The organism is Pseudomonas sp. ABFPK, from assembly GCF_001586765.1.
GTDB classification, from domain to species: domain Bacteria; phylum Pseudomonadota; class Gammaproteobacteria; order Pseudomonadales; family Pseudomonadaceae; genus Aquipseudomonas; species Aquipseudomonas asiatica.
Genome location: NZ_LQXW01000009.1, coordinates 108,234 through 134,396, shown reverse-complemented (window position 1 = coordinate 134,396; position 26,163 = coordinate 108,234). Strand labels below are relative to the sequence as shown.

Below are 26,163 nucleotides of genomic sequence, written 5' to 3'. Positions count from 1 at the left end.
GCCAGCGTTCAATCTGAGCCATGATCAAACTCTTCAGTTCAATACTGCTTGGGTTTTTAAGAAACCCTAAACTTGGCTCAGCAATCTCAAATGACTATGTGATTTCTCGCATGGCCACTTGTGATGCTGATAATCTTTGTGACTATCAGTCCGTACTCACAAGCACCCACACGAATTGCTTGATTCGATTTGTTAAAGAGCGTTTGGTTAAGAACGTTTCGTCTCAACCGAGGCGCGCATTCTACGCTTTCCTCATTTGCTGTCAAGTGTTTATTTTGAAGTTTTTTGCGAGAAACTCGTTTAGCTTCAAACACTTGACTCGCTGCGATCTCTCGTAGCGGGAGGCGAATCATACAGCGTTTAGAAGCGCTGTCAACCATCATCTCAACCGCTGGCGATCATTTGATCGTAGCCCTTTCAACTTCGCTTCAACTATCTAACTCTTTGAAAATCAAGGAGTTTGTCGTTCCGGCGTCGCTGGAAGTGGGGCGCATTATAAGGGGATTCGAGAGGGCGTCAACCTTTAATTTCATTTATTTGAAATGTTCCAGGCGAAGACCTTATCAAGGCTACCAGGTGCTCGCCACAACACCTTCTGCGCCTATGAGATCGAGCGCCGCCCGCGCGGCGCTTCGCAGCACAAGGCTGCTCCTACATCTGTTTCGGGCCAGTTATTCCTGCGCCATTGGCGCGCGCACCCTGGGTGCATGGCTGGAGATTGATGAAGAGCAGCAGGCGCAACCTTCGATATTGGATGGAGCAGACAAGGCGGTCGCGCGCGCCAGGCACAGGAGAGACTGGCCAGAAACAGATGTAGGAGCAGCCTTGTGCTGCGAAGCGCCGCGCGGACGGCGCTCGATCTCACAGGCGCCAGAAAGCCCAAGACAGGCACCTCTCAAAGCCAATGCCATCTCAAGACAGGCACCCGGCAGCCCTGACACAACCAACAACCAACAACCCAAAACCCAAAAACAAAGCGGGGAGGCCTACCGGCCTCCCCGCTTTTACATAGCTAAACCCACCGAAAATCACTCGGCCTTGAGGGTAACCCGCGCAAACGACTTCTTGCCCGCCTGGCACACATGGGTTGCACCCAGTGCAAACACGAAGTCACGATCCACCACTGCGCCATCAACCTTCACAGCACCACCGCTAAGCAAATCACGCGCCTGAGCCGAGTTCTTCACCAGGCCAGCCCGGTTCAGCACGGCAGCAATTGGCAGGCTTTCAGCCGCAGCGACTTCGACCTCCGGCAGATCTTCCGGCAACTCGCCCTCCTTCATGCGGTTACCCGCGGCACGGTGAGCATTGGCCGCAGCCTCCTCGCCATGGAAGCGCGCAACGATCTCTTCCGCCAGCTTGATCTTGATGTCGCGCGGGTTGGCACCATTGGCGACGTCGGCACGGAACTGCTCGATCTCTTCCATCGAACGGAAGCTCAGCAGTTCGAAGTAACGCCACATCAGGGTATCCGGGATCGACACCAGCTTGCTGTACATCACCCCTGGCGCTTCCTGGATACCTACATAGTTGCCCAGCGACTTGGACATCTTCTTCACGCCGTCGAGCCCTTCGAGCAGCGGCATGGTCACGATGTTCTGCGCTTCCTGGCCATAGGCGCGCTGCAGCTCACGCCCCATCAGCAGGTTGAACTTCTGGTCAGTACCACCCAGCTCGACATCCGCCTTCAGCGCCACCGAGTCATAACCCTGCACCAGCGGGTACAGGAACTCGTGGATGGCAATAGGCTGGTTGGTGGTGTAGCGCTTGTCGAAGTCATCGCGCTCGAGCATGCGCGCCACGGTGTACTGCGACGCCAGGCGAATGAAGTCGGCCGGGGTCAGCTTGTCCATCCAGGTGGAGTTGAATGCAACCTCGGTCTTGGCCGGATCAAGGATCTTGAACACCTGCTGCTTGTACGTCTCGGCGTTTTCCAGCACCTGCTCGCGGGTCAGCGGCGGGCGCGTGGCGCTCTTGCCGCTCGGGTCGCCGATCATGCCGGTGAAGTCACCGATCAGGAAGATGACCTGATGCCCCAGATCCTGGAACTGGCGCAGCTTGTTGATCAGCACCGTGTGCCCAAGGTGCAGGTCAGGCGCGGTCGGGTCGAAGCCGGCCTTGATGCGCAGAGGTTGGCCGCGCTTGAGCTTCTCCACCAGTTCCGACTCGACCAGTACTTCTTCCGCGCCGCGCTTGATAAGCGCCAGCTGCTCTTCAACCGACTTCATAGACAAACCCGCAAGGCTCAGATTCAGGGGGAGCCAACCATACAAGATCGGCCGTCAATTACAAGTTTCGCAAAGGAATGTGACCCGAGCCCAGGCTTGCGGCGTCTACGCGCCCTTGCGTGAAAATGGTTTTGGTTATATTTTATACAGTTATTTCATCTTCATCATGTCATTCATCTTTTCCATTTCACCTTTTTCAAAGTCACCTTGCCCATGACCAACGAACCGCCTAAAGCGCCCCCGCTTTATCCGAAAAGCCATCTGTTGGCCGCCAGCGGCATAGCCGCCCTGCTCAGCCTGGCCCTGCTGGTGTTTCCTTCCAGCGAAGTGGAAGCCAAGAAAACCACCCTCAACCTCGAGCTGGAGAGCCCTGCCGAGCAGTTGAAGGACGAATCCCGCGCTGCGCCGCTGGTGCAGGCAGAAGGTGAGCAAGGCTCACCATTCGCCCAGATCGAAGAGGCCGCCCCCGAGACGCAGAAGGCCGAGCAGGAAGCCCCTGCGGCCGAACCGGTCGTCGAAGCTGCCAAGCAGCCCAGCCACCGCGAAGTCACCGTGGCCCGTGGCGACACCCTGTCCACACTGTTCGCCAAGGTCGGCCTGCCGAGCAACGCGGTGCACGACGTTCTGGCCAGCAACAAGCAGGCCAAGCAGTTCAGCCAGCTCAAGCATGGCCAGGTGCTGCAGTTCGAGCTCGACAAGGAAGGCCAGCTGGCCAGCCTGCACAGCAAGGTCAGCAACCTCGAAACCATTCGCCTGAACAAGACCGACAAGGGCTATACCTTCAACCGCGAGATCAGCAAGCCGGTTGTGCGTACCGCCTACGCCCACGGCGTGATCAAAAGCTCGCTGTCGGCCTCGGCCCAACGTGCCGGCCTGTCCCACAGCATGACCATGGACATGGCTCGCGTGCTGGGTTACGACATCGATTTCGCCCAGGACATCCGCCCGGGCGATGAATTCGATGTGGTTTACGAGCAAAAGGTGATGGACGGCAAGGTCGTCGGTACCGGCAACATCCTCTCCGCGCGCTTCACCAACCGCGGCAAGACCTACACCGCCGTGCGCTATACCAACAAGCAGGGCAACACCAGTTACTACACCGCAGATGGCAACAGCCTGCGCAAGGCATTCATCCGCACCCCGGTCGACTTCGCCCGCATCAGCTCGCGCTTCTCTGCCGGCCGCAAGCATCCGATCCTGAACAAGATCCGTGCCCACAAAGGCGTCGACTACGCCGCCCCACGCGGCACTCCGATCAAGGCAGCCGGTGACGGCCGCATCGAACTGGCCGGGCGCCGCGGTGGTTACGGCAATACCGTGATCATCCAGCACGGCAACCGCTACAAGACGCTGTATGGCCACATGCAGGGCTTTGCCAAGGGCATCAAGACCGGCAGCTCGGTCAAGCAGGGCCAGATCATCGGCTACATCGGCACCACCGGCTTGTCCACCGGACCGCATCTGCACTACGAGTTCCAGGTCAACGGTGTGCACGTTGACCCGCTGAGCCAGAAAGTGCCGATGGCCGACCCGATCGCCAGGAACGAGCGCCAGCGTTTCCTGCAGCAGAGCCAGCCCTTGATCGCCCGCATGGATCAGGAAAAGGCCACCCTGCTCGCAGCGAACAAGCGCTAAGCACATGGCGCTATACCTGGGGGTGATGTCCGGCACCAGCCTTGATGGCCTGGACATTGCCTTGATCGAACAAGGCGAGCAGCTCGAACTGCTCGCCACCCACTACCTGCCCATGCCCGGCGACCTGCGCCAGGAACTGCTGGGCCTTTGCAGCAGCGGCCCTGACGAGATCGCCCGCGCTGCACTGGCGGAAAACCGCTGGGCCAGCCTGGCAGGCGAAGGCATCTGCCAACTGCTGGCCAGGCAAGGGCTGCAGGCCGGAGCCATCCGCGCCATCGGCAGCCACGGCCAGACCATCCGCCACGAACCTGCACGCGGTTTTACCGTACAGATCGGCAACCCGGCGCTGCTGGCCGAGCTTACCGGTATCAGCGTGGTCGCCGACTTCCGCCGTCGCGATGTGGCCGCCGGCGGCCAAGGTGCGCCACTGGTGCCGGCCTTCCATGAAACCCTGTTCAGCCACCTGGGCCAGCGCCTGGCCATTCTCAACGTGGGCGGTTTCAGCAACCTCAGCCTGATCGAACACGACAAGCCAGTCCACGGCTTCGACTGCGGCCCGGGCAACGTGCTGCTGGATGCCTGGATCGAGCGCAAGCGCGGCCAGGCCTACGATGCGGATGGGGCTTGGGCTGCCTCGGGCGTGGTGCAGGCCGACTTGCTCAGCGCACTGCTGGCCGACCCGTTCTTCGCCGGCAGCGGCCCGAAGAGCACCGGCCGCGAAGTATTCAACCTGCCCTGGCTGGATGGCCACCTGACCCGCCTGCCCGCTTACCGCGACGAGGACGTACAGGCAACATTGCTGGAACTGACCGCACGCAGCATCATCGACTCGTTGAGCAACGCCCAGCAAGGCACCGAAGCGCTGCTGGTCTGCGGTGGCGGTGCGCGCAACGGCGCCCTGATGGCACGCCTCGGCCAGTTGCTGCCCGACGCCCGTGTCGCCAGCACCGGCGCCCATGGCGTGGACCCGGACTGGGTCGAAGCCATGGCCTTCGCCTGGCTGGCCCACTGTTGCCTGGAAGGCATCGCTGCCAATCGCCCTAGCGTGACAGCGGCCAAGGGCCTGCGCGTACTCGGCGCAATCTACCCGGCCTGAACGTTACGCCAGAAAGCAAAACGCCGCGCAATTGCGCGGCGTTTTCGTATGGCCAGGCCTCAGATCGAGAACGAGGAGCCGCAGCCACAGGTGGTGGCAGCGTTCGGGTTCTTGATCACGAAGCGCGAGCCTTCCAGGCCTTCCTGGTAATCCACCTCGGCGCCGGCCAGGTACTGGAAGCTCATCGGGTCGACCACAAGGGAAACACCTTCGCGCTCGACGATGGTGTCGTCTTCGGCCACGTCCTCATCGAAGGTGAAGCCATACTGGAAGCCCGAGCAGCCGCCACCGGTGACGAACACGCGCAGCTTCAGACGATCGTTGCCTTCCTCGGAAACCAGGTTCTTCACCTTTTGCGCAGCGCCGTGGGTGAATTCCAAAGCGGTGGGGGTGAAGGTTTCGACGCTCATGTTGATTCTCCCGGCGTGGTAGCCGCCATAAAACTCGATGACGCGCATTATCCGCTTTCCCGAGAAAATCGGTCAAGAATTGTGCGGCTTTAGTCGCGACCTACAAAAAGGCCCGCACGACGCGGGCCTTTTCGAACGCTGGCGGCTTACGGCAGCAGGCCCGCGTGTGACAAGCCCATGCGCTCGTCCAGGCCGAACAGGATGTTGAGGTTCTGCACCGCCTGGCCGGACGCGCCCTTGACCAGGTTGTCGATCACCGACAGCACCACCACCAGGTCACCACCTTGCGGGCGATGAACGGCAATGCGGCAGACGTTGGCGCCGCGCACACTGCGGGTTTCCGGGTGGCTGCCAGCCGGCATCACATCGACGAACGGTTCATCGGCGTAACGCTTCTCGAACAGCGCCTGCAGGTCGACCGAGGTGTCGGCGACGGTAGCGTACAGGGTTGCGTGGATGCCACGGATCATTGGCGTCAGGTGCGGCACGAAAGTCAGGCCGATATCCTTGCCAGCGGCCAGGCGCAGGCCCTGGCTGATTTCCGGCAGGTGGCGATGGCCCTTCACTGCGTAGGCTTTCATGCTTTCGCCGGCTTCGCAGAACAGCGAGCCCACCGCCGCACCACGGCCAGCGCCGCTGACACCCGACTTGCAGTCGGCGATCAGGCGCGACGGGTCGGCCAGGCCAGCTTCCAGCAGCGGCAGGAAGCCCAGTTGGGTAGCAGTCGGGTAGCAACCCGGCACAGCGATCAGGCGCGCCTGGCGAATCTTCTCGCGGTTGACTTCAGGCAGGCCGTATACCGCGTCCTTGAGAAGCTCTGGCGCACCGTGCGGCTGGCCGTACCACTTGCCCCACTCGGCAGCGTCCTGCAGGCGGAAATCGGCCGACAGGTCGATCACCTTGGTACCGGCCGCCAGCAGTTCGCCAGCCAGGGCGTGGGCAACACCGTGCGGGGTGGCGAAAAACACCACGTCGCAGGCTGCCAGGGTCTTGCTGTCCGGCACGCTGAACGCCAGCCCGTCATAGTGGCCGCGCAGGTTCGGGTACATGTCCGCCACTGCAACGCCCGCCTCGGAGCGCGAAGTGATGACCGCCACTTCGGCCTGTGGATGCTGTGCCAGCAGACGCAACAGTTCGACGCCGGTGTAACCCGTGCCGCCGACGATACCGACCTTGATCATAACGCTTGCCCCTTATCAACGAGCCGTCTGGAAAGCGCACGATAATAGGGGCGCAAGGCGCCTGTAACAACTCTTCGGGTGACCCTTCGGGCGCTTGACCACTACTATCTGACGACCGTGAATACCTGAAGGAACTCCCCCATGCTTTACCTATGGATCAAAGCGCTGCATATCGTCAGTGTGGTCTGCTGGTTCGCCGGCCTGTTCTACCTGCCGCGGCTGTTCGTCTACCACGCCCAAAGCCAGGACAGCATCAGCCAGGAACGCTTCGTGACCATGGAGCGCAAGCTGTTTCGCGGCATCATGAACCCGGCGATGATCGCCACCTACGTGTTCGGCGCGTGGATGCTCTACCTCACGCCCGGCTGGCTCAGCCAGGGCTGGCTGCATGCCAAGCTGACCCTGGTCATCCTGCTGACCGTCTACCATCACATGTGCGGCGCCCAGCGCAAGCGCTTCGCCAGCGGCAGCAACACCCGCAGCCATGTCTACTATCGCTGGTTCAACGAAGTACCCGTATTGTTCCTGCTGGGTATCGTAATTCTGGTGGTGGTCAAACCGTTCTGACATAGCCACCCGCTCAAGGAGCCTTGCCATGTCGCTACCTGCCTCCCTCGAACAACGCCTGCGCCTGCCCGTGGTTGCCGCACCGATGTTCCTGATCTCCAACCCCAGGCTGGTACTGGCCTGCTGCTCCAACGGCGTGGTCGGCAGCTTCCCGGCCCTGAACCAGCGCGACAGCGCCGGCTTCAAGGCCTGGCTGGAGGAAATCGAGGCAGGCCTGGCACTGTTGCAGGCGCCAGCACCCTATGCCGTCAACCTGATCGTCCACCCGACCAACCCGCGCCTGCAGGCCGACCTGGCCTTGTGCGTGGAACATCGCGTACCGATCGTCATCACCAGCCTCGGCGCGGTGAAGGAAGTGGTCGATGCCGTGCATGGCTACGGCGGCCTGGTGTTCCACGACGTCACCACCCGCCGCCATGCCGAGAAAGCCTCCGAAGCCGGCGTCGATGGCCTGATCGCCGTCGCTGCGGGCGCAGGCGGCCATGCTGGCACCTGGAGCCCGTTCGCCCTGGCCGCAGAGATTCGCCAGTTCTTCGACAAGACCCTGCTGCTGGCCGGCTGCCTCAACCACGGCCACGAGATCCTCGCCGCGCAAATGCTGGGTGCGGACCTTGCGTACATGGGCACCCGCTTCATCGCCACCGCAGAAAGCCAGGCCCCGGGCGCCTACAAGCAGATGCTGCTCGATTCCCATGCCGCCGACATCATCCACACCCCGGCGGTGTCCGGCGTCCCTGCCAGCTTCCTGCGCCCGAGCCTGGAGCAAGCTGGCTACGACATGGATACCCTCAAGGGCGGCCATGAGCAAGGCAAGCTCAAGCCGATCGACGACGAAGCCAAGGCCTGGAAGACCGTGTGGTCGGCGGGCCAGGGGGTCGGCGGTATCGACGACCTGCCCAGTGCCAGCGCACTGATCGGACGGCTGCATGACGAGTACCGGGACGCTCTGGAGCGCTGCCAGGCGCTGCGCGCCCGTACCTTGTAGCAAAAGGCAACACCTTGACTGGCCAAGCTGTACACTAGGCGCCCTCTTCAGCCCCCAGGAGCCTTGCATGACCCGTTACGCCATGATCACTGGTGCTTCCAGCGGCCTGGGCCTCGCCCTGGCGGAAGCCCTGGCGCGGCGCGGGCGCAACCTGATCCTGGTGGCTCGCCAGCGTGAAACGCTGGAGCCGGTGGCCATCGAACTGACCCAACGCTTCGGTGTCGAGGTGCTATTCCGCGCCTGCGATCTCAGCCAACCGTTACGCCTGTCAGGCTTCGTGCTTGAACTGGAGGAAGGCGAGCGACGTATAGACCTGCTGGTCAATTGTGCCGGCCTGCGCACCTACGGGCCATTCCTGGCCCATGAGTGGGCGGACGAGCAGGACTTGTTGGAAGTCAACGTGCTGGCCCTGAGCCGCCTGTGCCACGCCATCGGTAACCTGATGGCCGTGCAGGGCGGCGGACAGATCCTCAATGTCGCGGGCCTGGCCGGGGTGGCGCCTGGCCCGTGGATGGCCGCCTATGCCGCTAGCAAGGCCTATGTACTGAGCTTCTCCCAGGCCTTGCGTGAAGAACTCAAGCGCACCGGCATCAAGGTTTCGGTACTGTGCCCAGGCCCGGTGCACTCCTCGCGCCGGCGCATTCCGCGGCTGGATGGCAAGCCACGCTGCCTCAGCCCTGAGGAAGTTGCGCTGTACACGGTGCGCGCGCTGGACAAGAACCGCGCGCTGATCATGCCCGGCCGACGCAACCGCTGGATGGCGTTCGCACCGCGTCTGCTGCCGCGCTGGCTGGTGCGCAAGCTGGCCGGTGCCATCCACCGCCGCTATTGCCCGGTTGGTATGGAATAGCTACTGGGCGAGCGGCGCCCGGCTGAGTACACTCGGCCCGACCCTCACCATGGAGCAAGTGCTGTGGACGATTTATTCATCAAGATCATCAACCGGGAAATCCCGGCGAAGATCATCTACGAGGACGACCAGGTTCTGGCGTTCCACGATATCGCCCCCCAGGCGCCCGTGCATTTTCTGGTCATCCCGAAAAAGCACATCCGCACCCTCAATGACTTGACCGAGGAAGACAAAGGCCTGGCTGGTCACATCTTGTTCACCGCCCAGCGCCTGGCCAAGGAACTTGGCTGCGAAGAAGGCTTCCGCGTAGTCATGAACTGCAACGAGCAAGGCGGCCAGACCGTCTACCACATCCACATGCACGTGCTTGGCCAGCGCCAGATGCACTGGCCACCGGGCTGATCCACGGCAAGCGACCCTGCCACTATTGCGGTAAACTGTCGGGCACATTCTTGCGGAGGTGCCCGATGGCTACCGAACGTCACTACTCGCCGCTCGACCGCTTGTTGCTGCAGGCCGATACCGCCATGCGCACCTTGCTGCCCTTCAGCGGCCAACCCGCCCGCCCTTCGCCGGCCATCGTCCAGCCGGACGTCGACCTTGACGAACAGCAGGCCCGTCATGTTGCCGGGTTGATGCGTATCAACCACACCGGTGAAGTCTGCGCCCAGGCGCTGTACCAGGGCCAGGCCCTGACCGCCAAGCTGCCCGAAGTGCGCAAGGCCATGGAACATGCCGCCGAGGAAGAAGTGGACCACCTGGCCTGGTGCGAACAGCGCATTCGCCAGCTGAACAGCCACCCCAGCGTGCTCAACCCGTTGTTCTACGGCATGTCGTTCGGTATCGGTGCACTCGCCGGGCTGGTCAGCGACAAGGTCAGCCTTGGCTTCGTCGCCGCCACCGAGCATCAGGTGTGCAAGCACCTCGACGAGCACCTGGAGCAGATTCCGCAGGAAGACGAAAAGTCCCGGGCCATCCTCGAACAGATGCGCGTCGACGAGGAACAGCACGCCGAGTCTGCACTGGAAGCCGGCGGTTATCGCTTCCCTGCCCCGGTTCGCTTTGGCATGAGCCTGTTGGCCAAAGTCATGACCAAGAGCACCTACCGTATCTGAAGGCATCACCATGACGGACCGTTTCGACGCCAAGGACCTGGCGCGCGCCGTGCAAGCCGGCATTCTGCAGCAGGGCCAGGACCAGGCCCTGCTGGCGTTCCTGCACCAGCAGCCGGCACAGCGCGGCAGCTTCCAGCTGGCCCATGTCGCGTTCTACTTCGGCGCCATGCTGATCATGGCAGCCATGGGCTGGTTGCTTACCGAAGCCTGGATGCGCATCGGCGACTGGGCGCTGCTGCTCATCGCCAGCCTCTATATTCTGCTGCTCACACTGTTCGCCGTTAACCTGCAACGGCGCGTACAGCCCGTCGCGGCCGGGGTGCTGGCGGCGGTGGCGGTCAGCATCGTGCCGTTGGCGGTGTTCGCCATCGAACGGCTGGCCGGCTGGTGGCCAATGGATGATGCGCAGGCGAACTATCACCAGTACTACACCTACGTGCAGGGCGGCTGGCTGGCAATGGAAGCAGCCACGGTACTTGCCGGGCTGTTGATGCTGAGGCTGATCCCCTACCCGTTTATCGTCATGCCGATTGCCGTCGCCCTGTGGTTCATGTCGATGGACTTGAGCGAATGGTTCTTCGGCTCGCCATTCAGCTGGGAACAGCGCCGCGAGGTTTCGCTGTGGTTCGGTCTGGGCTTGCTGGTGTTTTTTGTTGGTGTGGACGGCCGCACCCGCGAAGACTATGCCCACTGGGGCTACCTGGCCGGGCTGGCGGCATTCTGGGGCGGGCTGACGCTGGTGGACAGCGGCAGCGAGCTGGGCAAGGCCCTGTACTGCCTGATCAATATTGCCCTGATGGGTATGGCGGTGCTGTTGCGCCGGCCGGTGTTCATGGTGTTCGGGGCGTTGGGTGTGGCGGCTTACCTGGGGTACCTGTCGTACGAGGTGTTTGCCGACTCGCTGCTGTTCCCGGTGGTGGTGACCCTGATCGGGCTGGGGGTTATCGGGCTGGGGCTGGTTTACCAGAAGCGGCGGGAGCGGTTGAGCCGGGTGATGCGCGATTGTTTGCCGGGATGGGTGCGGGCTGCGCTGCCGGCGCTTCGCAGCTGAAATTGTTGGGGCCGCTCTGCGCCCCATCGCCGGCAAGCCAGCTCCCACCTCGACCGCATTGGCCTCAAGCCATGTGCTATCCCTGTGGGAGCTGGCTTGCCGGCGATGGGCTGCAACGCAGCCCCCAAAATGCTGTTCAACCCAGCTCTACAATCTCGTACCCGTGGGTAATCTCAACCCCGGCACGCTCGAGCATGATCGAAGCCGAGCAATACTTCTCCGCCGACAGCTCTACCGCACGCTTGACCTGGGCCTCCTTCAGCCCACGCCCCTTCACCACGAAGTTCATGTGGATCTTGGTAAACACCTTCGGGTCTTCGCTGGCACGCTCGGCCTCCAAGAACGCCTCGCAGCTTTCCACCGCCTGGCGCGACTTCTTCAGAATGCTGACCACGTCAAAGCTGCTGCAGCCACCCAGGCCCAGCAACAGCATCTCCATCGGGCGCACGCCCAGGTTACGGCCACCGGCCTCGGGCGGGCCGTCCATCACGACGACATGGCCGCTCCCCGATTCGCCGAGGAACATCGCCTCACCGGCCCACTGGATACGTGCCTTCATCTACCCGGACTCCTGATTTACGAAAAAGGGTGTCAGCTTAGACCTTGTGCGGCTGTGGGAAAAGTACGAGTCATGTCGGTTTAGTACCGAAACATCCGGTAGTGTCTGATAAGCTGGCGCCAAATGACTGGCGCATTCCGCCAGCCAACCTTTATAAAAAGCCTATGCGTCATATCGAACAGGATTTCGTGATGGTTGCTTCCGCCCTACCCGCCAAGATCAAGAACATTGAAAAGTTGCTGGTGCACTGCCAGCGCCGTCGCTATACCGCCAAAAGCAACATCATCTGCGCAGGCGACCGGGCCGAGACACTGTCGTTCATCATCAAGGGTTCGGTCACCATCCTCATCGAGGACGATGACGGCCATGAAATGATCATCGCCTACCTCAACAATGGCGACTTCTTCGGCGAGTTGGGCCTGTTCGAGCCGGTCGAGGGTGAACAGCAGCGCAGTGCCTGGGTGCGCGCCAAGACCGAATGCGAAGTAGCCGAAATCAGTTATGAGAAGTTTCGCGAACTGGCGCGCCAGAACCCGGAAATCCTCTATGCCCTGGGCAGCCAGATGGCCCAGCGCCTGCGCAACACCACGCGCAAGGTCGGCGACCTGGCGTTCTTCGACGTTACCGGGCGTGTCGCCCGTTGCCTGCTGGAGCTGTGCAAGCAACCCGACGCCATGACACACCCCGATGGCATGCAGATCAAGATCACCCGTCAGGAAATCGGCCGCATCGTCGGTTGCTCGCGGGAAATGGTCGGCCGCGTCCTCAAGGACCTTGAGGAACGCAGCCTGGTGCAGGTCAAAGGCAAGACCATGGTGGTCTACGGTACCCGCTAGTCCCTGGGCAGGTCGGCCAGCACCTTGGCATAGGCCTGCGACAGCCGCTCGAACCATGGGGCCGCAGGCGCCACTTCGTGCAGGGCGATGTGCGCATCGGCGCGGCAGCGCTGCTCCAGCTCGCAGCACTCGTTGAAGCGGTTGACCGCAGCCACCATCGAATCACGCTCGTTGTCCAGCAGCAGCGCACCGTGCACCAGCACCACCGGGCGCTTGCCACCCAGCCCCTGGCGCCAGCGCTGGGCGGTGCCCACCAGTTTGCGGCCATTGAGGTTGACGTTGTAGCGGCCATCGCAGAAGGCGCCGTCGATTTCGCCCACCGACGCCACCCCGCCCCACTCGCGCAGCACCTCACACAGCGGCAGGCACAGGCGCTCGTAGGCGTTTTCGATACGGCCGTGGTCGCCTTCGCTGCGAGGGGCAACATAGACCAGGGCAACATTCACCGTGGCGTGTGATTGCGGCACCGGCTCGCCGCCGGTTTCGCGCAGCAGCACCGGCCAGCCGGCAATCGCCAGCTCCGCGCAGGCGGCTTCGAAATTGTCCAGACGGCTCATGCGCCGGGGCATGACCAGGGCGTGGTCGGTCGGGCGCCAGAACAGCACGCCACTGTCGCGCTCGCCGCGGCAGACGGCGGCCAGCAATTCCTGTTCGGCGTGCAGGCCTTGTTCTACGGTCAGGGCCAGGGGTTGATCGGTCATTGATCCACCTTTGATGTTGTTATTCAGGGCCTCTTCGCGGGCACGCCCGCTCCCACAGGGATTACCACAGACCCCGAGGGTGATGGAGAACCTGTGGGAGCGGGCGAGCCGAAGCGTCGGACCGCCGCGAAGGGGCCATTACATGCACACAAAAAAGCCGGCAATAACGCCGGCTTCATTCGATCAGTCCAGTTGCTGAACAGTCTTCTTCACCTGTTCCGGAAAGAACAACCGCTGCAATTCAAGCCCTGGCTGCTCGGCGCGCATGAATGCCTCACCGACCAGGAACGAGTAGACCTCATTGATCGCCATCAGCTCCACATCGGCTCGGTTCAAGATGCCGCTCTCGGTAATCGCCAGGCGATCACGCGGAATACGCGGCAGCAGGTCGAGGGTGGTTTCCAGGCTGACCTCGAAGGTGTGCAGATTGCGGTTGTTCACCCCCACCAGCGGTGTATCCAGGGTTTTCAACGCGCGCTCCAGTTCATCGCCATCATGCACTTCCACCAGCACGTCGAGCCCAACATCCTTGGCCGTGGCCGCCAGTTCGGCCATCTTCACGTCATCCAGCGCCGACACGATCAGCAGCACACAGTCCGCGCCCAGGGCCCGGGCCTCGACGATCTGGTACGGGTCGACCATGAAGTCCTTGCGGATCACCGGCAGCGACACCGCCGCGCGGGCCTGCTGCAGGTACTCGTCGGCGCCCTGGAAGTAGTCCACATCGGTCAGCACCGACAGGCAGGTCGCCCCGCCCTTCTCGTAGCTGACGGCGATTTCCGCCGGCACGAAATTCTCGCGAATCACTCCTTTGCTCGGCGAGGCCTTCTTTATTTCGGCAATCACCGCCGGCTGCTTGCGCGCGGCTTGCTCGATCAGAGCCTTGGCAAAACCACGCGGGGCGTCGGCAGCCTTTGCAAGGCCCTCCAGTTCGGCGAGGCTGATGCGCGCGCTGCGCTCGGCCACTTCCTGAAACTTGCGGGCAATGATCCTTTCCAGCACCGTCGGCACACTCATGCTTCGTTCTCCACCTTGAATACTGCAGTAAAGGCACCCAGCTCCTGCAGCTTCTCCCAGGCCAGCCCGGTGTGCAGTACGTCGTGGGCCAGTTCCACACCGGCTTTCAGGCTCATGGCATGGTCAGCGGCATACAGCGCCGCGCCCGCATTGAGCACGATCATCTCGGCGGCCTTCTGGCCGTTTTCGGTCTTGCGTCGGCCCAGTGCATCGCGGATCAGCTCCAGCGACGCCTGCGGGTTCTCGACGGCCAGGCCGTGCAGGCTCTGGCTCTTCATGCCGAGGTCTTCCGGCTCTACCCAGTATTCGGTGATGTCGCCATTCTTCAGTTCGGCGACGAAGGTCGGCGCAGCCAGGCTGAACTCGTCCAGGCCATCCTTCGAGTGCACCACCAACACGTGCTTGCTGCCCAGGCGCTGCAGTACTTCAGCCAACGGGCGGCACAGGGTCTGGGCAAATACACCGACCACCTGGTGCTTCACCCCGGCCGGATTCGTAAGCGGGCCGAGCATGTTGAACAGGGTGCGCAGCCCCAGGTCGCGACGCGGGCCGGCAGCGTGCTTCATGGCCGAATGATGGCTTTGCGCGAACATGAAGCCGATGCCCAGGCTGTCGATGCAGCGGGCCACCTGGGTGGGCGTCAGGTTCAGGTAGATACCGGCGGCCTCCAGCAGGTCGGCACTGCCGCTCTTGCCCGATACCGCGCGGTTGCCATGCTTGGCCACGGTGCAACCTGCCGCCGCCAGGACGAACGACGAGGCGGTGGACACGTTGAAGATGTTGGCGCCATCACCGCCGGTACCGACGATATCGACCACACCATCGAGGCTCTGCAGTTCGACCTTGTCGGCCAGCTCGCGCATCACCGACACCGCACCGACGATCTCGTCGATGCTTTCGCTCTTCATGCGCATGCCCATCAGGAAGGCGCCGATCTGCGCTTCGCTGCACTGGCCGGTCATGATCTGGCGCATGACGTCGCGCATTTCTTCGGTTGAAAGGTCCAGCTGGCCGACGATACGGCTCAACGCACTCTTGATATCCATGTTCGATCCTTAGCGGCGGCCGCCAGTCTGCTTGAGGAAGTTGGCGAACAGTTCGTGGCCCTGTTCGGTCAGGATCGACTCGGGGTGGAACTGCACCCCTTCGATATTCAGCGTCTTGTGGCGCAAGCCCATGATCTCGTCGACCGAACCGTCAGCATGGGCTGTCCAGGCGGTCACTTCCAGGCAGTCGGGCAAGGTTTCGCGCTTTACCACCAGCGAGTGGTAACGGGTCACGGTCAACGGGTTGTTGAGGCCGGCGAACACGCCCAGGTCACGGTGATGTACCGGGCTGGTCTTGCCGTGCATCACCTGGCGGGCACGTACCACATCACCACCAAAGGCCTGGCCGATGGACTGGTGGCCCAGGCATACGCCAAGGATCGGCAGCTTGCCGGCAAAGTGCAGGATGGCCTCGATGGACACGCCCGCCTCGCTCGGCGTGCACGGGCCTGGAGATACGACGATGCGCTCGGGGTTGAGGGCTTCGATCTGGGCGATGGTCATTTCGTCATTGCGAATGACCTTTACCTCGGCACCCAGCTCGCCAAGGTACTGAACGACGTTGTAAGTGAATGAGTCGTAATTGTCGATCATCAGTAACATCGGGTTAAACCTCTTGAATCTACTGACTTCAAAATTCGAACCTTCCTGCTTCTGCCAAAGGCGCAGCTTGGCCATTCAGGGGCGGTAGACAGGAAGGCAAACGGGGGCGGGCCGGACGGGCCGGCAGGGGATAAAGTCAGGCGCGCCAACGCCAACGGGCGTGGGCCTTGATAACGCGCATCAAGAGTTTGCTGACGATCAACACAGGATAGGTCTCGCTCATACGTTCCGGCACAGTAGCCTACCGGGGCGGCGGGCGCAATATGCCCGTAAACACGGGGAAACGAATGGACTTGGGAGGGATGCACTGCGATTTGCTAAGGTCGATGGGGTTGTCCTGATAAAAACAAAGAAAAGGATGTTCCCTGATGCGAAAAGCACCGTTATTGCGCTTTACCCTCGCCTCATTGGCGTTAGCCTGCAGCCAGGCCTTTGCTGCACCCTCGCCCTACTCCAGCATGATCGTGTTTGGTGACAGCCTCAGCGACGCTGGGCAGTTTGGCGGGGTGCGCTTCACCAACCGCGATGCCAATGGCAATTATGCGCCAGTGTCACCGATGATCCTGGGCGGGCGGCTTGGTGTGAGCCCGACCGAGCTTGGCCCCTCCACCTCCCCGGTCAATCCGGTGCTGGGGCTTCCCGACGGCAACAACTGGGCAGTCGGTGGCTACACCACCCAGCAGATCCTGGATTCGATCACCAGTACCTCCGAAACCGTCATCCCGCCAGGGCGACCCGGCGCCGGGCTGGTACTGCGTGATAAACCGGGCTACCTGGCCAACGGCCTGCGCGCCGACCCCAACGCGTTGTATTACCTGACTGGCGGCGGCAATGACTTCCTGCAAGGCCTGGTCAACAGCCCGGCCGATGCCGTGGCCGCCGGCGCCCGCCTGGCCGCCAGCGCCCAGGCCCTGCAGCAAGGCGGCGCCCGCTACATCATGGTCTGGCTGCTGCCCGACCTCGGGCAAACACCGAACTTCAGCGGTACGCCGCAACAAAACCCACTGTCGCTGCTATCCGGCGCGTTCAACCAGTCGCTGCTCAGCCAACTGGGGCAGATCGATGCCGAAATCATTCCGCTGAACATCCCTGTGCTGCTGAGCGAAGCGCTGGCCAGCCCCGAGCAGTTCGGCCTGGCCAGCGGCCAGAACCTGGTCGGCACCTGCTACAGCGGCGAAGGCTGTGTGGAAAATCCGGTGTACGGCATCAACGGCGCCACGCCAGACCCGACCAAGCTGCTGTTCAACGACTCGGTGCACCCGACCATTGCCGGCCAGCAACTGATTGCCGACTACGCCTATTCGATCATCGCCGCCCCCTGGGAACTGACCTTGCTCCCGGAAATGGCCCACGCCAGCCTGCGCGCTCACCAGGACGAACTGCGCAACCAGTGGCAGACACCCTGGCAGGCAGTTGGCCAGTGGCAGCCCTTCGTTGCCACCGGCGCACAGGACCTGGACTTCGACGGCCAGCGCAGCGCGGCCAGCGGCGACGGCCGCGGCTACAACCTGACCCTGGGCGGCAGCTACCGCCTGAACGATGCATGGCGCCTGGGCCTGGCCGGAGGCGTGTACCGGCAGAAGCTGGAAGCCGGCGCACAGGACTCGGACTACAAGCTGGACAGCTACCTTGCCAGCGCCTTCGCCCAATACCGCCAGGACCGCTGGTGGGCCGACGCGGCGCTTACCGCCGGGCACCTGGACTACAGCGACCTCAAGCGCACCTTCGCCCTTGGCGTGAACGACCGCAGCGAAAAGGGCGACACCAATGGCGAGGCCTGGGCGATGTCGGGGCGACTGGGCTACAACCTGGCAGCCGAGAGCAGCAGCTGGCAGCTGGCGCCGTTCATCAGCGCCGACTATGCGCGGGTGAAGGTGGATGGCTATGACGAGAAGAGCGGGCGCTCGACGGCGCTGGGTTTCGATGACCAGGAACGTACATCACGCCGTTTGGGCGTGGGGTTGCTGGGTAGCGTGCAGGTGCTGCCAGGTACTCGGCTGTTCGCCGAGGTGGCGCAGGAGCACGAGTTCGAGGATGACCAGCAGGATGTGACGATGCACCTGACCAGCCTGCCGGCGAACGATTTCACCCTGACAGGGTATACGCCGCACAGCGACCTGACCCGGGCGAGCCTGGGGGTGAGCCATGAAGTGGTGGCGGGGGTGCATTTGCGCGGCAACTATAACTGGCGCAAGAGTGATGAATTGACGCAGCAGGGAGTGAGCTTGGGCGTCAGCGTCGACTTTTGAATTGATGGGGCCGCTTTGCGGCCCTTCGCGGGCTCGCCCGCTCCCACAGGTATTGCACAGGCCTTGCAGCATGTGATTTCCCTGTGGGAGCGGGCATGCCCGCGAAGGGCTGCAACGCAGCCCCGATCAACTTATTTGGCGGAAGTTTGCTCAGCCAACGCCACCGCGCGGAACATCGCTCGGCGCTTGTTGATGGTCTCTTCCCATTCCAGCGCCGGCACCGAGTCGGCAACGATGCCGCCCCCGGCCTGCACATGCAGCTCACCGTCCTTGATTACCGCGGTACGGATGGCAATGGCGGTATCCATGTTGCCGTTCCATGCGAAGTAACCCACGGCACCACCGTAAACCCCACGTTTGACCGGCTCCAGCTCGTCGATGATTTCCATCGCACGAATTTTCGGCGCACCCGACAGCGTACCGGCCGGCAGTATCGCCCGCAGTGCGTCCATCGCCGTCAGCCCTTCGCGCAGCTGGCCAGTGACGTTGGACACAATGTGCATCACGTTGGAGTAACGCTCGATCACCATCTTCTCGGTCAGGCGCACGCTGCCGGTCGAGGACACGCGCCCGACGTCGTTACGGCCCAGGTCGATGAGCATCAGGTGCTCGGCAATTTCCTTGTCGTCCGACAGCAGGTCGTCTTCCAGCGCGCGGTCGGCCTCTTCGGTAGCACCACGCGGGCGGGTACCGGCAATCGGGCGTACGGTGACCAGGTTGTCCTCGACGCGTACCAGCACCTCGGGCGAGCTGCCGACCACATGGAAGTCGCCAAAGTTGAAGAAGTACATGTACGGCGTCGGGTTGAAGCAGCGCAGCGCGCGGTACAGGTCGATAGGCGCCGCCTTGAAGTCGATCGACATGCGCTGCGACGGCACCACCTGCATGCAGTCACCAGCCAGGATGTATTCCTTGATGCGGCCGACGGCGTTCTCGTAATCCTCGCGGGTATAGCTGGAGCGGAATTCCGGCTCGGCAGCCTGCGGGCCACTCAGGTCCAGGCCACGGCGTGGAGTGATCGGCTGACGCAGGGTTTCAAGCAGGCCTTGCAGGCGTGCCTGGCCCTGTTCGAAAGCCTGCTCTTGCGCCGGGTCGACCAGCACGATCGCATGCATCTTGCCCGCCAGATTGTCGAACACCACCACCGCATCGGACACCATCAGCAGGATATCCGGCACACCCAGCGGGTCCGGGTTGGGGCTGGCACCCAGGCGCTTTTCCACATAGCGCACGCAGTCGTAGCCGAAGTAACCGACCAGGCCGCCATTGAAGCGCGGCAGGCCAGGGATATCGGCGACCTTGTAACGGTCCTTGAAGGTTTCGACGAAGGCCAGCGGGTCTTCGACATCGTGGCTTTCCACCTCCACGCCATCCTGCAGGATGCTGACGTGGTAACCGTGCACACGCATCACGGTGCGCGACGGCAGGCCGATCATCGAGTAACGGCCCCATTTCTCGCCGCCCTGCACCGATTCGAGCAGGTACGAGTTGGGCTGGTCGGCCAGTTTCAGATAGATCGACAGCGGCGTGTCAAAGTCGGCCAGGGTTTCGCAGGCCAGGGGAATGCGGTTGTAGCCGGCAGCGGCCAGGCGCAGGAATTCTTCGCGGGTCATGGGTAGCCTCGTGGCAAGCAGCAATAGGTCAGGCAAACGGACGGGCCGGCACGCGCCGGCAGGCTGAAGTCAGGCGCGCCAACGCCAACGGGCCAGGGCCTTGATGACTTTCATCCAGAATTTGCCGGTAACCGCCACGGTGGACTCTCTGTCTTGTGAGGCTTGAAGGTCCGCCAACGTTATCCCAGTGGCCGGGTCTGCGCAACCGGGCAGCAATGCACGCAGGTCATCGATCACCAGGCTGGGGGATTCGTCGTGGATCGGCCGGCCATGGTTGTAGCCGTAGGTCAGGCCGACGCACTGCACGCCAGCCGCCTTGGCCGCCAGCACGTCACTGCGTGAATCGCCGACAAACAGCGACTGCTGCGGGGTGACACCGGCCATCTGCATGACGAACAGCAACGCCGCAGGGTCGGGCTTTTTCTGCGGCAGGGTGTCGCCACCGATGATCCAGCGGAAGTAGTTGCCGATCTTCATCTGGTCCAGCAGCGGGCCAACGAAGCGCTCGGGCTTGTTGGTGATCAGAGCCATCTCCACGCCCTGCTTGCGCAGCCAGCGCAGGGTGTCCTGCACACCGGGGTAGACCACGGTCAGTTCGTGGCTTTCGGCATAGGCGTCCATGAACAGCGCCAGCGCCTGGTCGGCCAGCGCATCTTCCACGGCGGCGTGGTCGATGCCGCCGGCCAGCGCCCGGCGCACCAGCACCTGGGCACCGTTGCCCACCCAGTGGCGCACCGCCTCCAGGCCGGCAGGCGGGCGCCCCAGTTCGAGCAGCATGCGGTCCACGGCGGCGGCCAGGTCTGGCACGGAATCGATCAGGGTACCGTCCAGATCGAACATCACCAGCCTGGGCAGCGTCCCGGGGAACAGCTGCTCGAAGCCGCTCATGGGCGGGCCTGAGCCAGTTCGGCACGCATCCTGGCGATGACTTCCTGGTAGTCCGGGGCGTTGAAGATTGCCGAGCCGGCCACGAAGGTGTCGGCGCCAGCGGCAGCGATCTCGCGGATGTTGTTGACGTTGACGCCACCGTCGATTTCCAGGCGGATATCACGGCCGCTGGCGTCGATCAGCGCACGCGCCTCGCGCAGCTTGTCGAGGGTGCCAGGGATGAACTTCTGCCCGCCAAAGCCAGGGTTGACGCTCATCAGCAGCACCATGTCGATCTTGTCCATCACGTACTTCAAGGCATCCAGGCTGGTGGCCGGGTTGAACACCAGACCGGCCTTGCAACCACCGTCCTTGATCAACTGCAGCGAACGGTCGATGTGCTGCGAGGCCTCCGGGTGGAAGGTGATGTAGGTGGCGCCAGCTTCGATAAAGTCGCCGATGATGCGGTCGACCGGGCTGACCATCAGGTGCACGTCGATCGGGGCGGTGACGCCGTACTTGCGCAGGGCGGTGCAGACCATCGGACCGATGGTCAGGTTGGGGACGTAGTGGTTGTCCATCACATCGAAGTGGACGATGTCGGCACCCGCGGCCAATACCTTGTCGACGTCCTCGCCCAGACGGGCGAAATCGGCAGAGAGAATGGAGGGGGCAATAGCGTAGGGCTGCATGGCGCACCTGTTGGCAGAATCACGGTGGCGCGCATTGTAACCCAGGGAAGCGGATGAAGGCTGATTAGCATCAACCTGTACCGGCCTCTTCGCGTCTGTAGGAGCAGCCTTGTGCTGCGAAGAGGCCGGTAGGACCGAAGAATAGCTTTTGTCTTTCCGGCCTCTTCGCAGCACAAGGCTGCTCCTACAAGGGTAATGCGCAGGCCTTGGGCTACCTAATCAAGCCGGCTGCTGAGTTCTCAGCTTCTCGCTACGCCCACGCAACCACTCCAGGGTCAGCAGCAACACCACCGAGAAGGCAATCAGCAAGGTCGCCGCCGCGGCAATGGTCGGGCTGAGGTTCTCGCGAATGCCACTGAACATCTGCCGCGGCAGGGTCGCCTGTTCCGGCCCGGCCAGGAACAGGGTCACCACTACTTCGTCAAACGACGTGGCAAAGGCGAACAACGCCCCCGAAATCACCCCGGGCGCGATCAACGGCAGGGTTACCCGGCGGAAAGTCAGCAGTGGCGAGGCGCCCAGGCTGGCTGCCGCACGCACCAGGTTGTAGTTGAAGCCCTGCAAGGTCGCCGACACGGTAATGATCACGAACGGCACGCCGAGTACCGCATGCACCAGAATCAGCGAGGTGAAACTGTTGCCCATGCCCAACGGGGCAAAGAACAGGTAGCTGGCCACACCGATGATCACCACCGGCACCACCATCGGCGAAATCACCAGCGCCATCACCAGCGACTTGCCCGGGAAGTCGCCACGGGTCAGGCCGATGGCCGCCAGGGTGCCGAACACCATGGCCAGCACCGTGGCTGCCGGGGCGACGATGATGCTGTTCTTCAAGGCCCGCATCCACTCGGCCGAGCCGAAGAAGTCTTGGTACCACTGCAGCGAGAAGCCCTGCAGCGGGTACACCAGGAAACTGCCACTGTTGAACGACAGCGGCACGATCACCAGCACCGGCAATATGAGGAACAGCAGGATCAAGCCGCAAAGTATGCGCAGGCTGTAGAACCACACCCGCTCCACGGGCGACATGTAAGGGCTCAGCATGACAAGGCTCCTCAGCTCAGGCGCAGGCGGCTGGCGCCGACCAGCCAGCTATAGATCAGGTACAACAGCACGGTCGCCAGCAGCAACAGCCCGCCAAGTGCGGTGGCCATGCCCCAGTTGATGCTGGTGTTGGTGTAGAAGGCCACGAAGTAGCTGACCATCTGGTCATTCGGGCTGCCCAGCAGTGCCGGGGTGATGTAGTAGCCGATGGCCAGAATGAACACCAGCAGGCAACCAGCGCCAACCCCGGCGTAGGTCTGCGGGAAGTAGACCCGCCAGAAACTGGCGAACGGGTGGCTGCCCAGCGAGATCGCCGCACGCATGTAGCTCGGCGAAATGCCCTTCATCACGCTGTACAGCGGCAGGATCATGAACGGCAACAGGATGTGCACCATCGAGATGTACACGCCGGTGCGGTTGAACACCAGTTCCAACGGCTGGTCGATGATGCCCATGGCCATCAGCGCGCTGTTGATCAGGCCGCCCGACTGCAGCAGCACGATCCACGCCGCCACCCGCACCAGGATCGAGGTCCAGAACGGCAGCAGCACCAGAATCATCAGCAGGTTGCTCTGCCGGGTCGGCAGGTTGGCCAGCAGGTACGCCAGCGGGTAGGCCAGCACCAGGCAGATTGCGGTAATCACCACACCCATCCACAGGGTGCGGGCGAAGATGTCCAGGTAAATGGCCTGGTCCGGGGTGGCCTTGGCCAGTTCGCCAAGGTCATCGATACGGTGGTCGAGCGAAGCCAGCAGGTAGAAAGAGGTGACCGTACTGGTGTTGCGGCGGATTGCCTGCCAGTAGGCCGGGTCGCCCCAACGCTCGTCGAGAGCCTGCAAGGCATCTTTATACGAAGCGGGTTCGCTCTTGAACGGCAGCGCCCGCGCGGTCTTTGCCAACAGGCTGCGGTAACCGGCAAGCTCCATGTTCAGGCGCTTGGAAAGGTCGCCCAAGGTCTGGTTCTTGCGCGATTCGGCCAAATCCTGGCTCAACGCCTTGTAAACGTCCTCGCCCGGCAGGCTCTTGCCATCCCACTGGGTGATGACGCCAACGGTGCGCGGCAAGCCGCCAACCACTTCCGGGTTGCCGACGCTCTTGTACAGCAGCGCCGCAATAGGCACCAGGAACACCAGCAGGAGAAACAGCGCCAGCGGCGCGATCAACGCCTGCGCCTTCCAGCGGTTGACCCGCTCGGCATGCTTGAGGCGCTGCTTGAGACTTGGACCTGCGCCTTCTTTGAGGGGCACTGCAATGGCCATGGCGAACTCCGCGATACGAACTGAAAATGGGGCTGCTGCGCAGCCCATCGCAGGCAAGCCAGCTCCTACAGATACTGCGCTGACTCCAGGGCAGCGGCCCCCTGTGGGAGCTGGCTTGCCGGCGATGGGCCGCAAAGCGGCCCCCTACACTGGTCGTTTACTTCTTCGCCGCCCAGGCGTTGAAGCGCTGCTCCAGCTGCTCGCTGTTGTCGGCCCAGAAGGCCACATCGATCTGCACCTGGTTGGCGATGTTTTCAGGCGTGGTCGGCATGTCCTTCTTCACATCGTCCGACAACAGGCTCACGGCCTTGGAATTGGCCGGGCCATAGGCAATGTTCTCGGAGTAGGTCTTCTGCTGCTCGGGCTGCACGCTGAAGGCGATGAATTTCTTCGCTTCCTCGACATCCTTGGCACCTTTCGGGATGGCCCAGGCATCGAAGTCGTAGATGCCGCCGTTCCACACCACCTTCAGGTTGCTCTCTTTCTGCACCGCAGCGATGCGGCCGTTGTAGGCAGAGCTCATGACCACGTCACCCGAGGCCAGGTACTGCGGCGGCTGGGCGCCGGCTTCCCACCACTGGATGCTTGGCTTGAGTTCGTCGAGCTTCTTGAAGGCGCGGTCCACGCCCTCTTTGGTGCCCAGCACCTGGTACACATCCTTCGGTGCCACACCGTCGGCCATCAAGGCGAATTCAAGGGTGTACTTGGCGCCCTTGCGCAGGCCGCGCTTACCCGGGAATTTCTTGGTATCCCAGAAATCGGCCCAGCTGGTCGGTGCGGTCTTCAGCTTGTCGGCGTTGTAGGCCAGCACCGTGGACCATACGAAGAAGCCAACGCCACATGGCTGAATGGCACCCGGCACATAGTCGGCCTCATTACCGAACAGGGCCGGGTCGAGTTCTTCGAACATGCCCTCGTCACAGCCGCGGGCCAACTCTGGCGACTCCACTTCCACCAGGTTCCACGAAACGCTCTTGGTGTCGACCATGGCTTTGACCTTGGCCATCTCGCCGTTGTACTCGCCTGCGATGATCTTGCCCTTGCCGGCCTTCTCCCACGGTTCGTAGAACGCCTTCACCTGGGCCGCCTTGTTGGCACCACCAAACGAGACAACAGTCAGGTCTGCGGCCATGGCCTGGCCAGCGGCGAACAGCCCCAGGGCCAGGGCGGTCAGTTTCAACTGCTTGCGCATTATTATTCTCTCCACAGTACAGGGTTGGTGAAGCAATCCATCAATGGGCTTCGGCAATCGGATCGAGCGCGCGGGCGTGCTCCACCTCCCAGCCCAGCGGTACCACATCGCCCACGGCCAGGGCCGGGTCGAGCTCGGCAATCGGCTGTTTCACGAAGAAGTCGCCCTTGCCGCAAACTTCCAGGCGCACCCGCACGTGGTCGCCCAGGTAAATGAATTCCGCCACCCGGCCCGAGAAACGGTTAACACAGCTTTCGCTGTGGCCATTCAGGCGCACGCGCTCCGGGCGGATCGACAGGGTCACCGGCTCGCCGGCCTGGCCGACATTCACCGCCAGCGCCTCGACCCGCTCGCCACGCGGCAACTGCACCTGGCAGCGCTTGCCATCACTGGCCAGCAATGTGCCGTTGATGCGGTTGTTCTCGCCGATGAAGTTGGCGACGAAGGTGTTGCAGGGTTCTTCGTACAGCGTGCGCGGGTCGGCGATCTGCTGGATTTCGCCCTGATGGAACACGGCCACCCGGTCGGACATGGTCAGCGCTTCGCCCTGGTCGTGGGTCACATACACCACGGTCACGCCCAGGCGCTGGTGGATATGCTTGATCTCCATCTGCATGTGCTCGCGCAGCTGCTTGTCCAGCGCGCCCAGCGGTTCGTCCATCAGAACCAGCTGCGGCTCGAACACCAGTGCCCGGGCCAGGGCCACACGCTGTTGCTGGCCGCCGGACAGCTGACCGGGGTAGCGTTTGGCGAAGGCGTCGAGCTGGACCATGTTCAACACCCGCTTTACCCGCTCGCTGATGTCGGTCTTGCTCAGGTTGCGCACGGTCAGCGGGAACGCCAGGTTCTCGGCCACGGTCATGTGCGGGAACAGCGCGTAGTTCTGGAACACCATGCCGATGTCGCGCTTGTGCGGCGGCACGTTGTTGATCGAACGCCCGGCCAGCTGGATTTCACCGGCGGTGGGGGTTTCGAAGCCGGCCAGCATCATCAGGCTGGTGGTCTTGCCCGAGCCGGACGGGCCAAGCAGGGTAAGGAACTCGCCCTTGCGAATATCCAGATTGAGGTCTTTGACGATCAGCGACTCGCCGTCGTAGCTCTTCTGCACACCACGGAAGCTGACCAGCGTTTCGCTGGTTGCAGCGTTCGACTTCGCCTCGCTCATGCCTGCACCTTCTTGTTGGATGACTGCGTAGGCATAGACTAGACAAGCGGCAAGCGCCGGAAAATCGGGGGTGCTGAGAGAATGCCATCATCCGGATGGAAGATTTGTTGTAGGGATTCCCCTACAAAGATGGCGGGTTTGGAATATTTCTCTCAGCCCTCCGGCACGCCCCTGTGGGAGCGGGTTCACCCGCGAAGAG

25 protein-coding genes are annotated in these 26,163 nt (G+C 62.6%); 10 read left to right on the top strand and 15 right to left on the bottom strand.

Annotated features, from left to right (window positions below; all coding sequences use genetic code 11):
* Nucleotides 1-1,028: 1,028 nt before the first annotated feature.
* On the bottom strand, nucleotides 1,029-2,228 hold the full coding sequence (tyrS, locus tag WM94_RS08165) for a tyrosine--tRNA ligase (protein ID WP_061550921.1): 1,200 nt from the start codon (nucleotides 2,226-2,228) through the stop codon (nucleotides 1,029-1,031).
* Between the two features lie 213 nt (nucleotides 2,229-2,441).
* On the opposite strand from tyrS, the gene WM94_RS08160 reads away from it, so the two are divergent.
* On the top strand, nucleotides 2,442-3,863 hold the full coding sequence (locus WM94_RS08160; protein ID WP_061550920.1) for a peptidoglycan DD-metalloendopeptidase family protein: 1,422 nt from the start codon (nucleotides 2,442-2,444) through the stop codon (nucleotides 3,861-3,863).
* A gap of 4 nt (nucleotides 3,864-3,867) precedes the next feature.
* Nucleotides 3,868-4,959, top strand: a complete 1,092-nt coding sequence (locus tag WM94_RS08155) for an anhydro-N-acetylmuramic acid kinase (protein ID WP_061550919.1) — start codon at nucleotides 3,868-3,870, stop codon at nucleotides 4,957-4,959.
* Nucleotides 4,960-5,018: 59 nt separating this feature from the next.
* On the opposite strand, the gene erpA is transcribed toward WM94_RS08155, so the two are convergent.
* Together erpA and argC are read right to left on the bottom strand one after the other, a co-directional pair.
* The gene (gene erpA / locus WM94_RS08150) at nucleotides 5,019-5,369 is read right to left on the bottom strand and encodes an iron-sulfur cluster insertion protein ErpA (RefSeq protein ID WP_015268740.1); all 351 of its coding nucleotides are present in this window, start codon (nucleotides 5,367-5,369) and stop codon (nucleotides 5,019-5,021) included.
* 146 nt (nucleotides 5,370-5,515) lie between these two features.
* A complete protein-coding gene (argC, locus tag WM94_RS08145) occupies nucleotides 5,516-6,550 on the bottom strand; it encodes an N-acetyl-gamma-glutamyl-phosphate reductase (protein WP_025337480.1) in 1,035 nt (344 codons plus the stop codon).
* Nucleotides 6,551-6,691: 141 nt separating this feature from the next.
* Between argC and hemJ the strand changes: the two genes are divergently transcribed.
* From hemJ to WM94_RS08115, 6 genes are all read left to right on the top strand, one after another.
* Nucleotides 6,692-7,117: a protoporphyrinogen oxidase HemJ gene (hemJ, locus tag WM94_RS08140; RefSeq protein ID WP_003258833.1), complete on the top strand. Its 426-nt coding sequence runs from the start codon at nucleotides 6,692-6,694 to the stop codon at nucleotides 7,115-7,117.
* Between the two features lie 28 nt (nucleotides 7,118-7,145).
* Nucleotides 7,146-8,102, top strand: a complete 957-nt coding sequence (locus tag WM94_RS08135) for a nitronate monooxygenase family protein (protein ID WP_061550918.1) — start codon at nucleotides 7,146-7,148, stop codon at nucleotides 8,100-8,102.
* A 67-nt stretch (nucleotides 8,103-8,169) separates the two neighbouring features.
* Nucleotides 8,170-8,952: an SDR family oxidoreductase gene (locus WM94_RS08130; protein WP_061550917.1), complete on the top strand. Its 783-nt coding sequence runs from the start codon at nucleotides 8,170-8,172 to the stop codon at nucleotides 8,950-8,952.
* A gap of 63 nt (nucleotides 8,953-9,015) precedes the next feature.
* On the top strand, nucleotides 9,016-9,354 hold the full coding sequence (locus tag WM94_RS08125) for a histidine triad nucleotide-binding protein (RefSeq protein WP_013970615.1): 339 nt from the start codon (nucleotides 9,016-9,018) through the stop codon (nucleotides 9,352-9,354).
* Between the two features lie 65 nt (nucleotides 9,355-9,419).
* Nucleotides 9,420-10,067 (top strand): 2-polyprenyl-3-methyl-6-methoxy-1,4-benzoquinone monooxygenase, encoded by a 648-nt coding sequence (gene coq7, locus WM94_RS08120; RefSeq protein WP_003258825.1) that lies wholly within the window; start codon nucleotides 9,420-9,422, stop codon nucleotides 10,065-10,067.
* A gap of 10 nt (nucleotides 10,068-10,077) precedes the next feature.
* Complete coding sequence (locus tag WM94_RS08115) at nucleotides 10,078-11,118, top strand: hypothetical protein (RefSeq protein ID WP_061550916.1); 1,041 nt, start codon at nucleotides 10,078-10,080, stop codon at nucleotides 11,116-11,118.
* Nucleotides 11,119-11,254: 136 nt separating this feature from the next.
* Here WM94_RS08115 and WM94_RS08110 read toward each other — a convergent pair whose 3' ends face one another.
* Nucleotides 11,255-11,677, bottom strand: coding sequence for an OsmC family protein (locus tag WM94_RS08110; protein WP_004376171.1), 423 nt, complete (start codon nucleotides 11,675-11,677; stop codon nucleotides 11,255-11,257).
* A gap of 191 nt (nucleotides 11,678-11,868) precedes the next feature.
* Between WM94_RS08110 and crp the strand changes: the two genes are divergently transcribed.
* Nucleotides 11,869-12,513: a cAMP-activated global transcriptional regulator CRP gene (gene crp, locus WM94_RS08105; protein WP_061550915.1), complete on the top strand. Its 645-nt coding sequence runs from the start codon at nucleotides 11,869-11,871 to the stop codon at nucleotides 12,511-12,513.
* On the opposite strand, the gene WM94_RS08100 is transcribed toward crp, so the two are convergent.
* From WM94_RS08100 to WM94_RS08085, 4 genes are all read right to left on the bottom strand, one after another.
* The gene (locus WM94_RS08100; RefSeq protein ID WP_061550914.1) at nucleotides 12,510-13,214 is read right to left on the bottom strand and encodes a lipoate--protein ligase family protein; all 705 of its coding nucleotides are present in this window, start codon (nucleotides 13,212-13,214) and stop codon (nucleotides 12,510-12,512) included. The two genes, crp and WM94_RS08100, sit on opposite strands and share 4 nt — an antisense overlap.
* 183 nt (nucleotides 13,215-13,397) lie before the next feature.
* Nucleotides 13,398-14,231 (bottom strand): indole-3-glycerol phosphate synthase TrpC, encoded by an 834-nt coding sequence (gene trpC, locus WM94_RS08095; protein ID WP_061550913.1) that lies wholly within the window; start codon nucleotides 14,229-14,231, stop codon nucleotides 13,398-13,400.
* On the bottom strand, nucleotides 14,228-15,277 hold the full coding sequence (trpD, locus tag WM94_RS08090) for an anthranilate phosphoribosyltransferase (RefSeq protein ID WP_061550912.1): 1,050 nt from the start codon (nucleotides 15,275-15,277) through the stop codon (nucleotides 14,228-14,230). Before trpD ends, trpC begins: the two co-directional genes overlap by 4 nt.
* 9 nt (nucleotides 15,278-15,286) lie before the next feature.
* On the bottom strand, nucleotides 15,287-15,880 hold the full coding sequence (locus WM94_RS08085; RefSeq protein ID WP_039613257.1) for an aminodeoxychorismate/anthranilate synthase component II: 594 nt from the start codon (nucleotides 15,878-15,880) through the stop codon (nucleotides 15,287-15,289).
* A 368-nt stretch (nucleotides 15,881-16,248) separates the two neighbouring features.
* Here WM94_RS08085 and estP point away from each other — a divergent pair, with 368 nt between their 5' ends.
* Entirely contained in the window at nucleotides 16,249-18,129 is a 1,881-nt protein-coding gene (gene estP, locus WM94_RS08080) for an esterase EstP (protein WP_061550911.1), read from the top strand.
* Between the two features lie 131 nt (nucleotides 18,130-18,260).
* On the opposite strand, the gene trpE is transcribed toward estP, so the two are convergent.
* The 7 genes from trpE to WM94_RS08045 all read right to left on the bottom strand — a co-directional run bounded on the left by trpE (nucleotide 18,261) and on the right by WM94_RS08045 (nucleotide 25,964).
* Nucleotides 18,261-19,742, bottom strand: coding sequence for an anthranilate synthase component I (gene trpE / locus WM94_RS08075; RefSeq protein ID WP_061550910.1), 1,482 nt, complete (start codon nucleotides 19,740-19,742; stop codon nucleotides 18,261-18,263).
* Nucleotides 19,743-19,811: 69 nt separating this feature from the next.
* Nucleotides 19,812-20,630 carry a phosphoglycolate phosphatase gene (locus WM94_RS08070; RefSeq protein WP_013970605.1) on the bottom strand — a complete coding sequence of 273 codons (819 nt, stop codon included), beginning with the start codon at nucleotides 20,628-20,630 and terminating at the stop codon, nucleotides 19,812-19,814.
* Nucleotides 20,627-21,301 (bottom strand): ribulose-phosphate 3-epimerase, encoded by a 675-nt coding sequence (gene rpe, locus WM94_RS08065; protein ID WP_003260678.1) that lies wholly within the window; start codon nucleotides 21,299-21,301, stop codon nucleotides 20,627-20,629. The genes WM94_RS08070 and rpe overlap by 4 nt, the downstream gene beginning before the upstream one ends.
* Nucleotides 21,302-21,520: 219 nt before the next feature.
* Complete coding sequence (locus tag WM94_RS08060) at nucleotides 21,521-22,348, bottom strand: ABC transporter permease (RefSeq protein ID WP_003260880.1); 828 nt, start codon at nucleotides 22,346-22,348, stop codon at nucleotides 21,521-21,523.
* Between the two features lie 11 nt (nucleotides 22,349-22,359).
* Nucleotides 22,360-23,607: an ABC transporter permease gene (locus tag WM94_RS08055; RefSeq protein ID WP_061550909.1), complete on the bottom strand. Its 1,248-nt coding sequence runs from the start codon at nucleotides 23,605-23,607 to the stop codon at nucleotides 22,360-22,362.
* A 157-nt stretch (nucleotides 23,608-23,764) separates the two neighbouring features.
* Complete coding sequence (locus WM94_RS08050) at nucleotides 23,765-24,799, bottom strand: ABC transporter substrate-binding protein (RefSeq protein ID WP_039613254.1); 1,035 nt, start codon at nucleotides 24,797-24,799, stop codon at nucleotides 23,765-23,767.
* 40 nt (nucleotides 24,800-24,839) lie between these two features.
* Nucleotides 24,840-25,964 carry an ABC transporter ATP-binding protein gene (locus WM94_RS08045; RefSeq protein ID WP_012270208.1) on the bottom strand — a complete coding sequence of 375 codons (1,125 nt, stop codon included), beginning with the start codon at nucleotides 25,962-25,964 and terminating at the stop codon, nucleotides 24,840-24,842.
* Nucleotides 25,965-26,163: the final 199 nt, after the last annotated feature.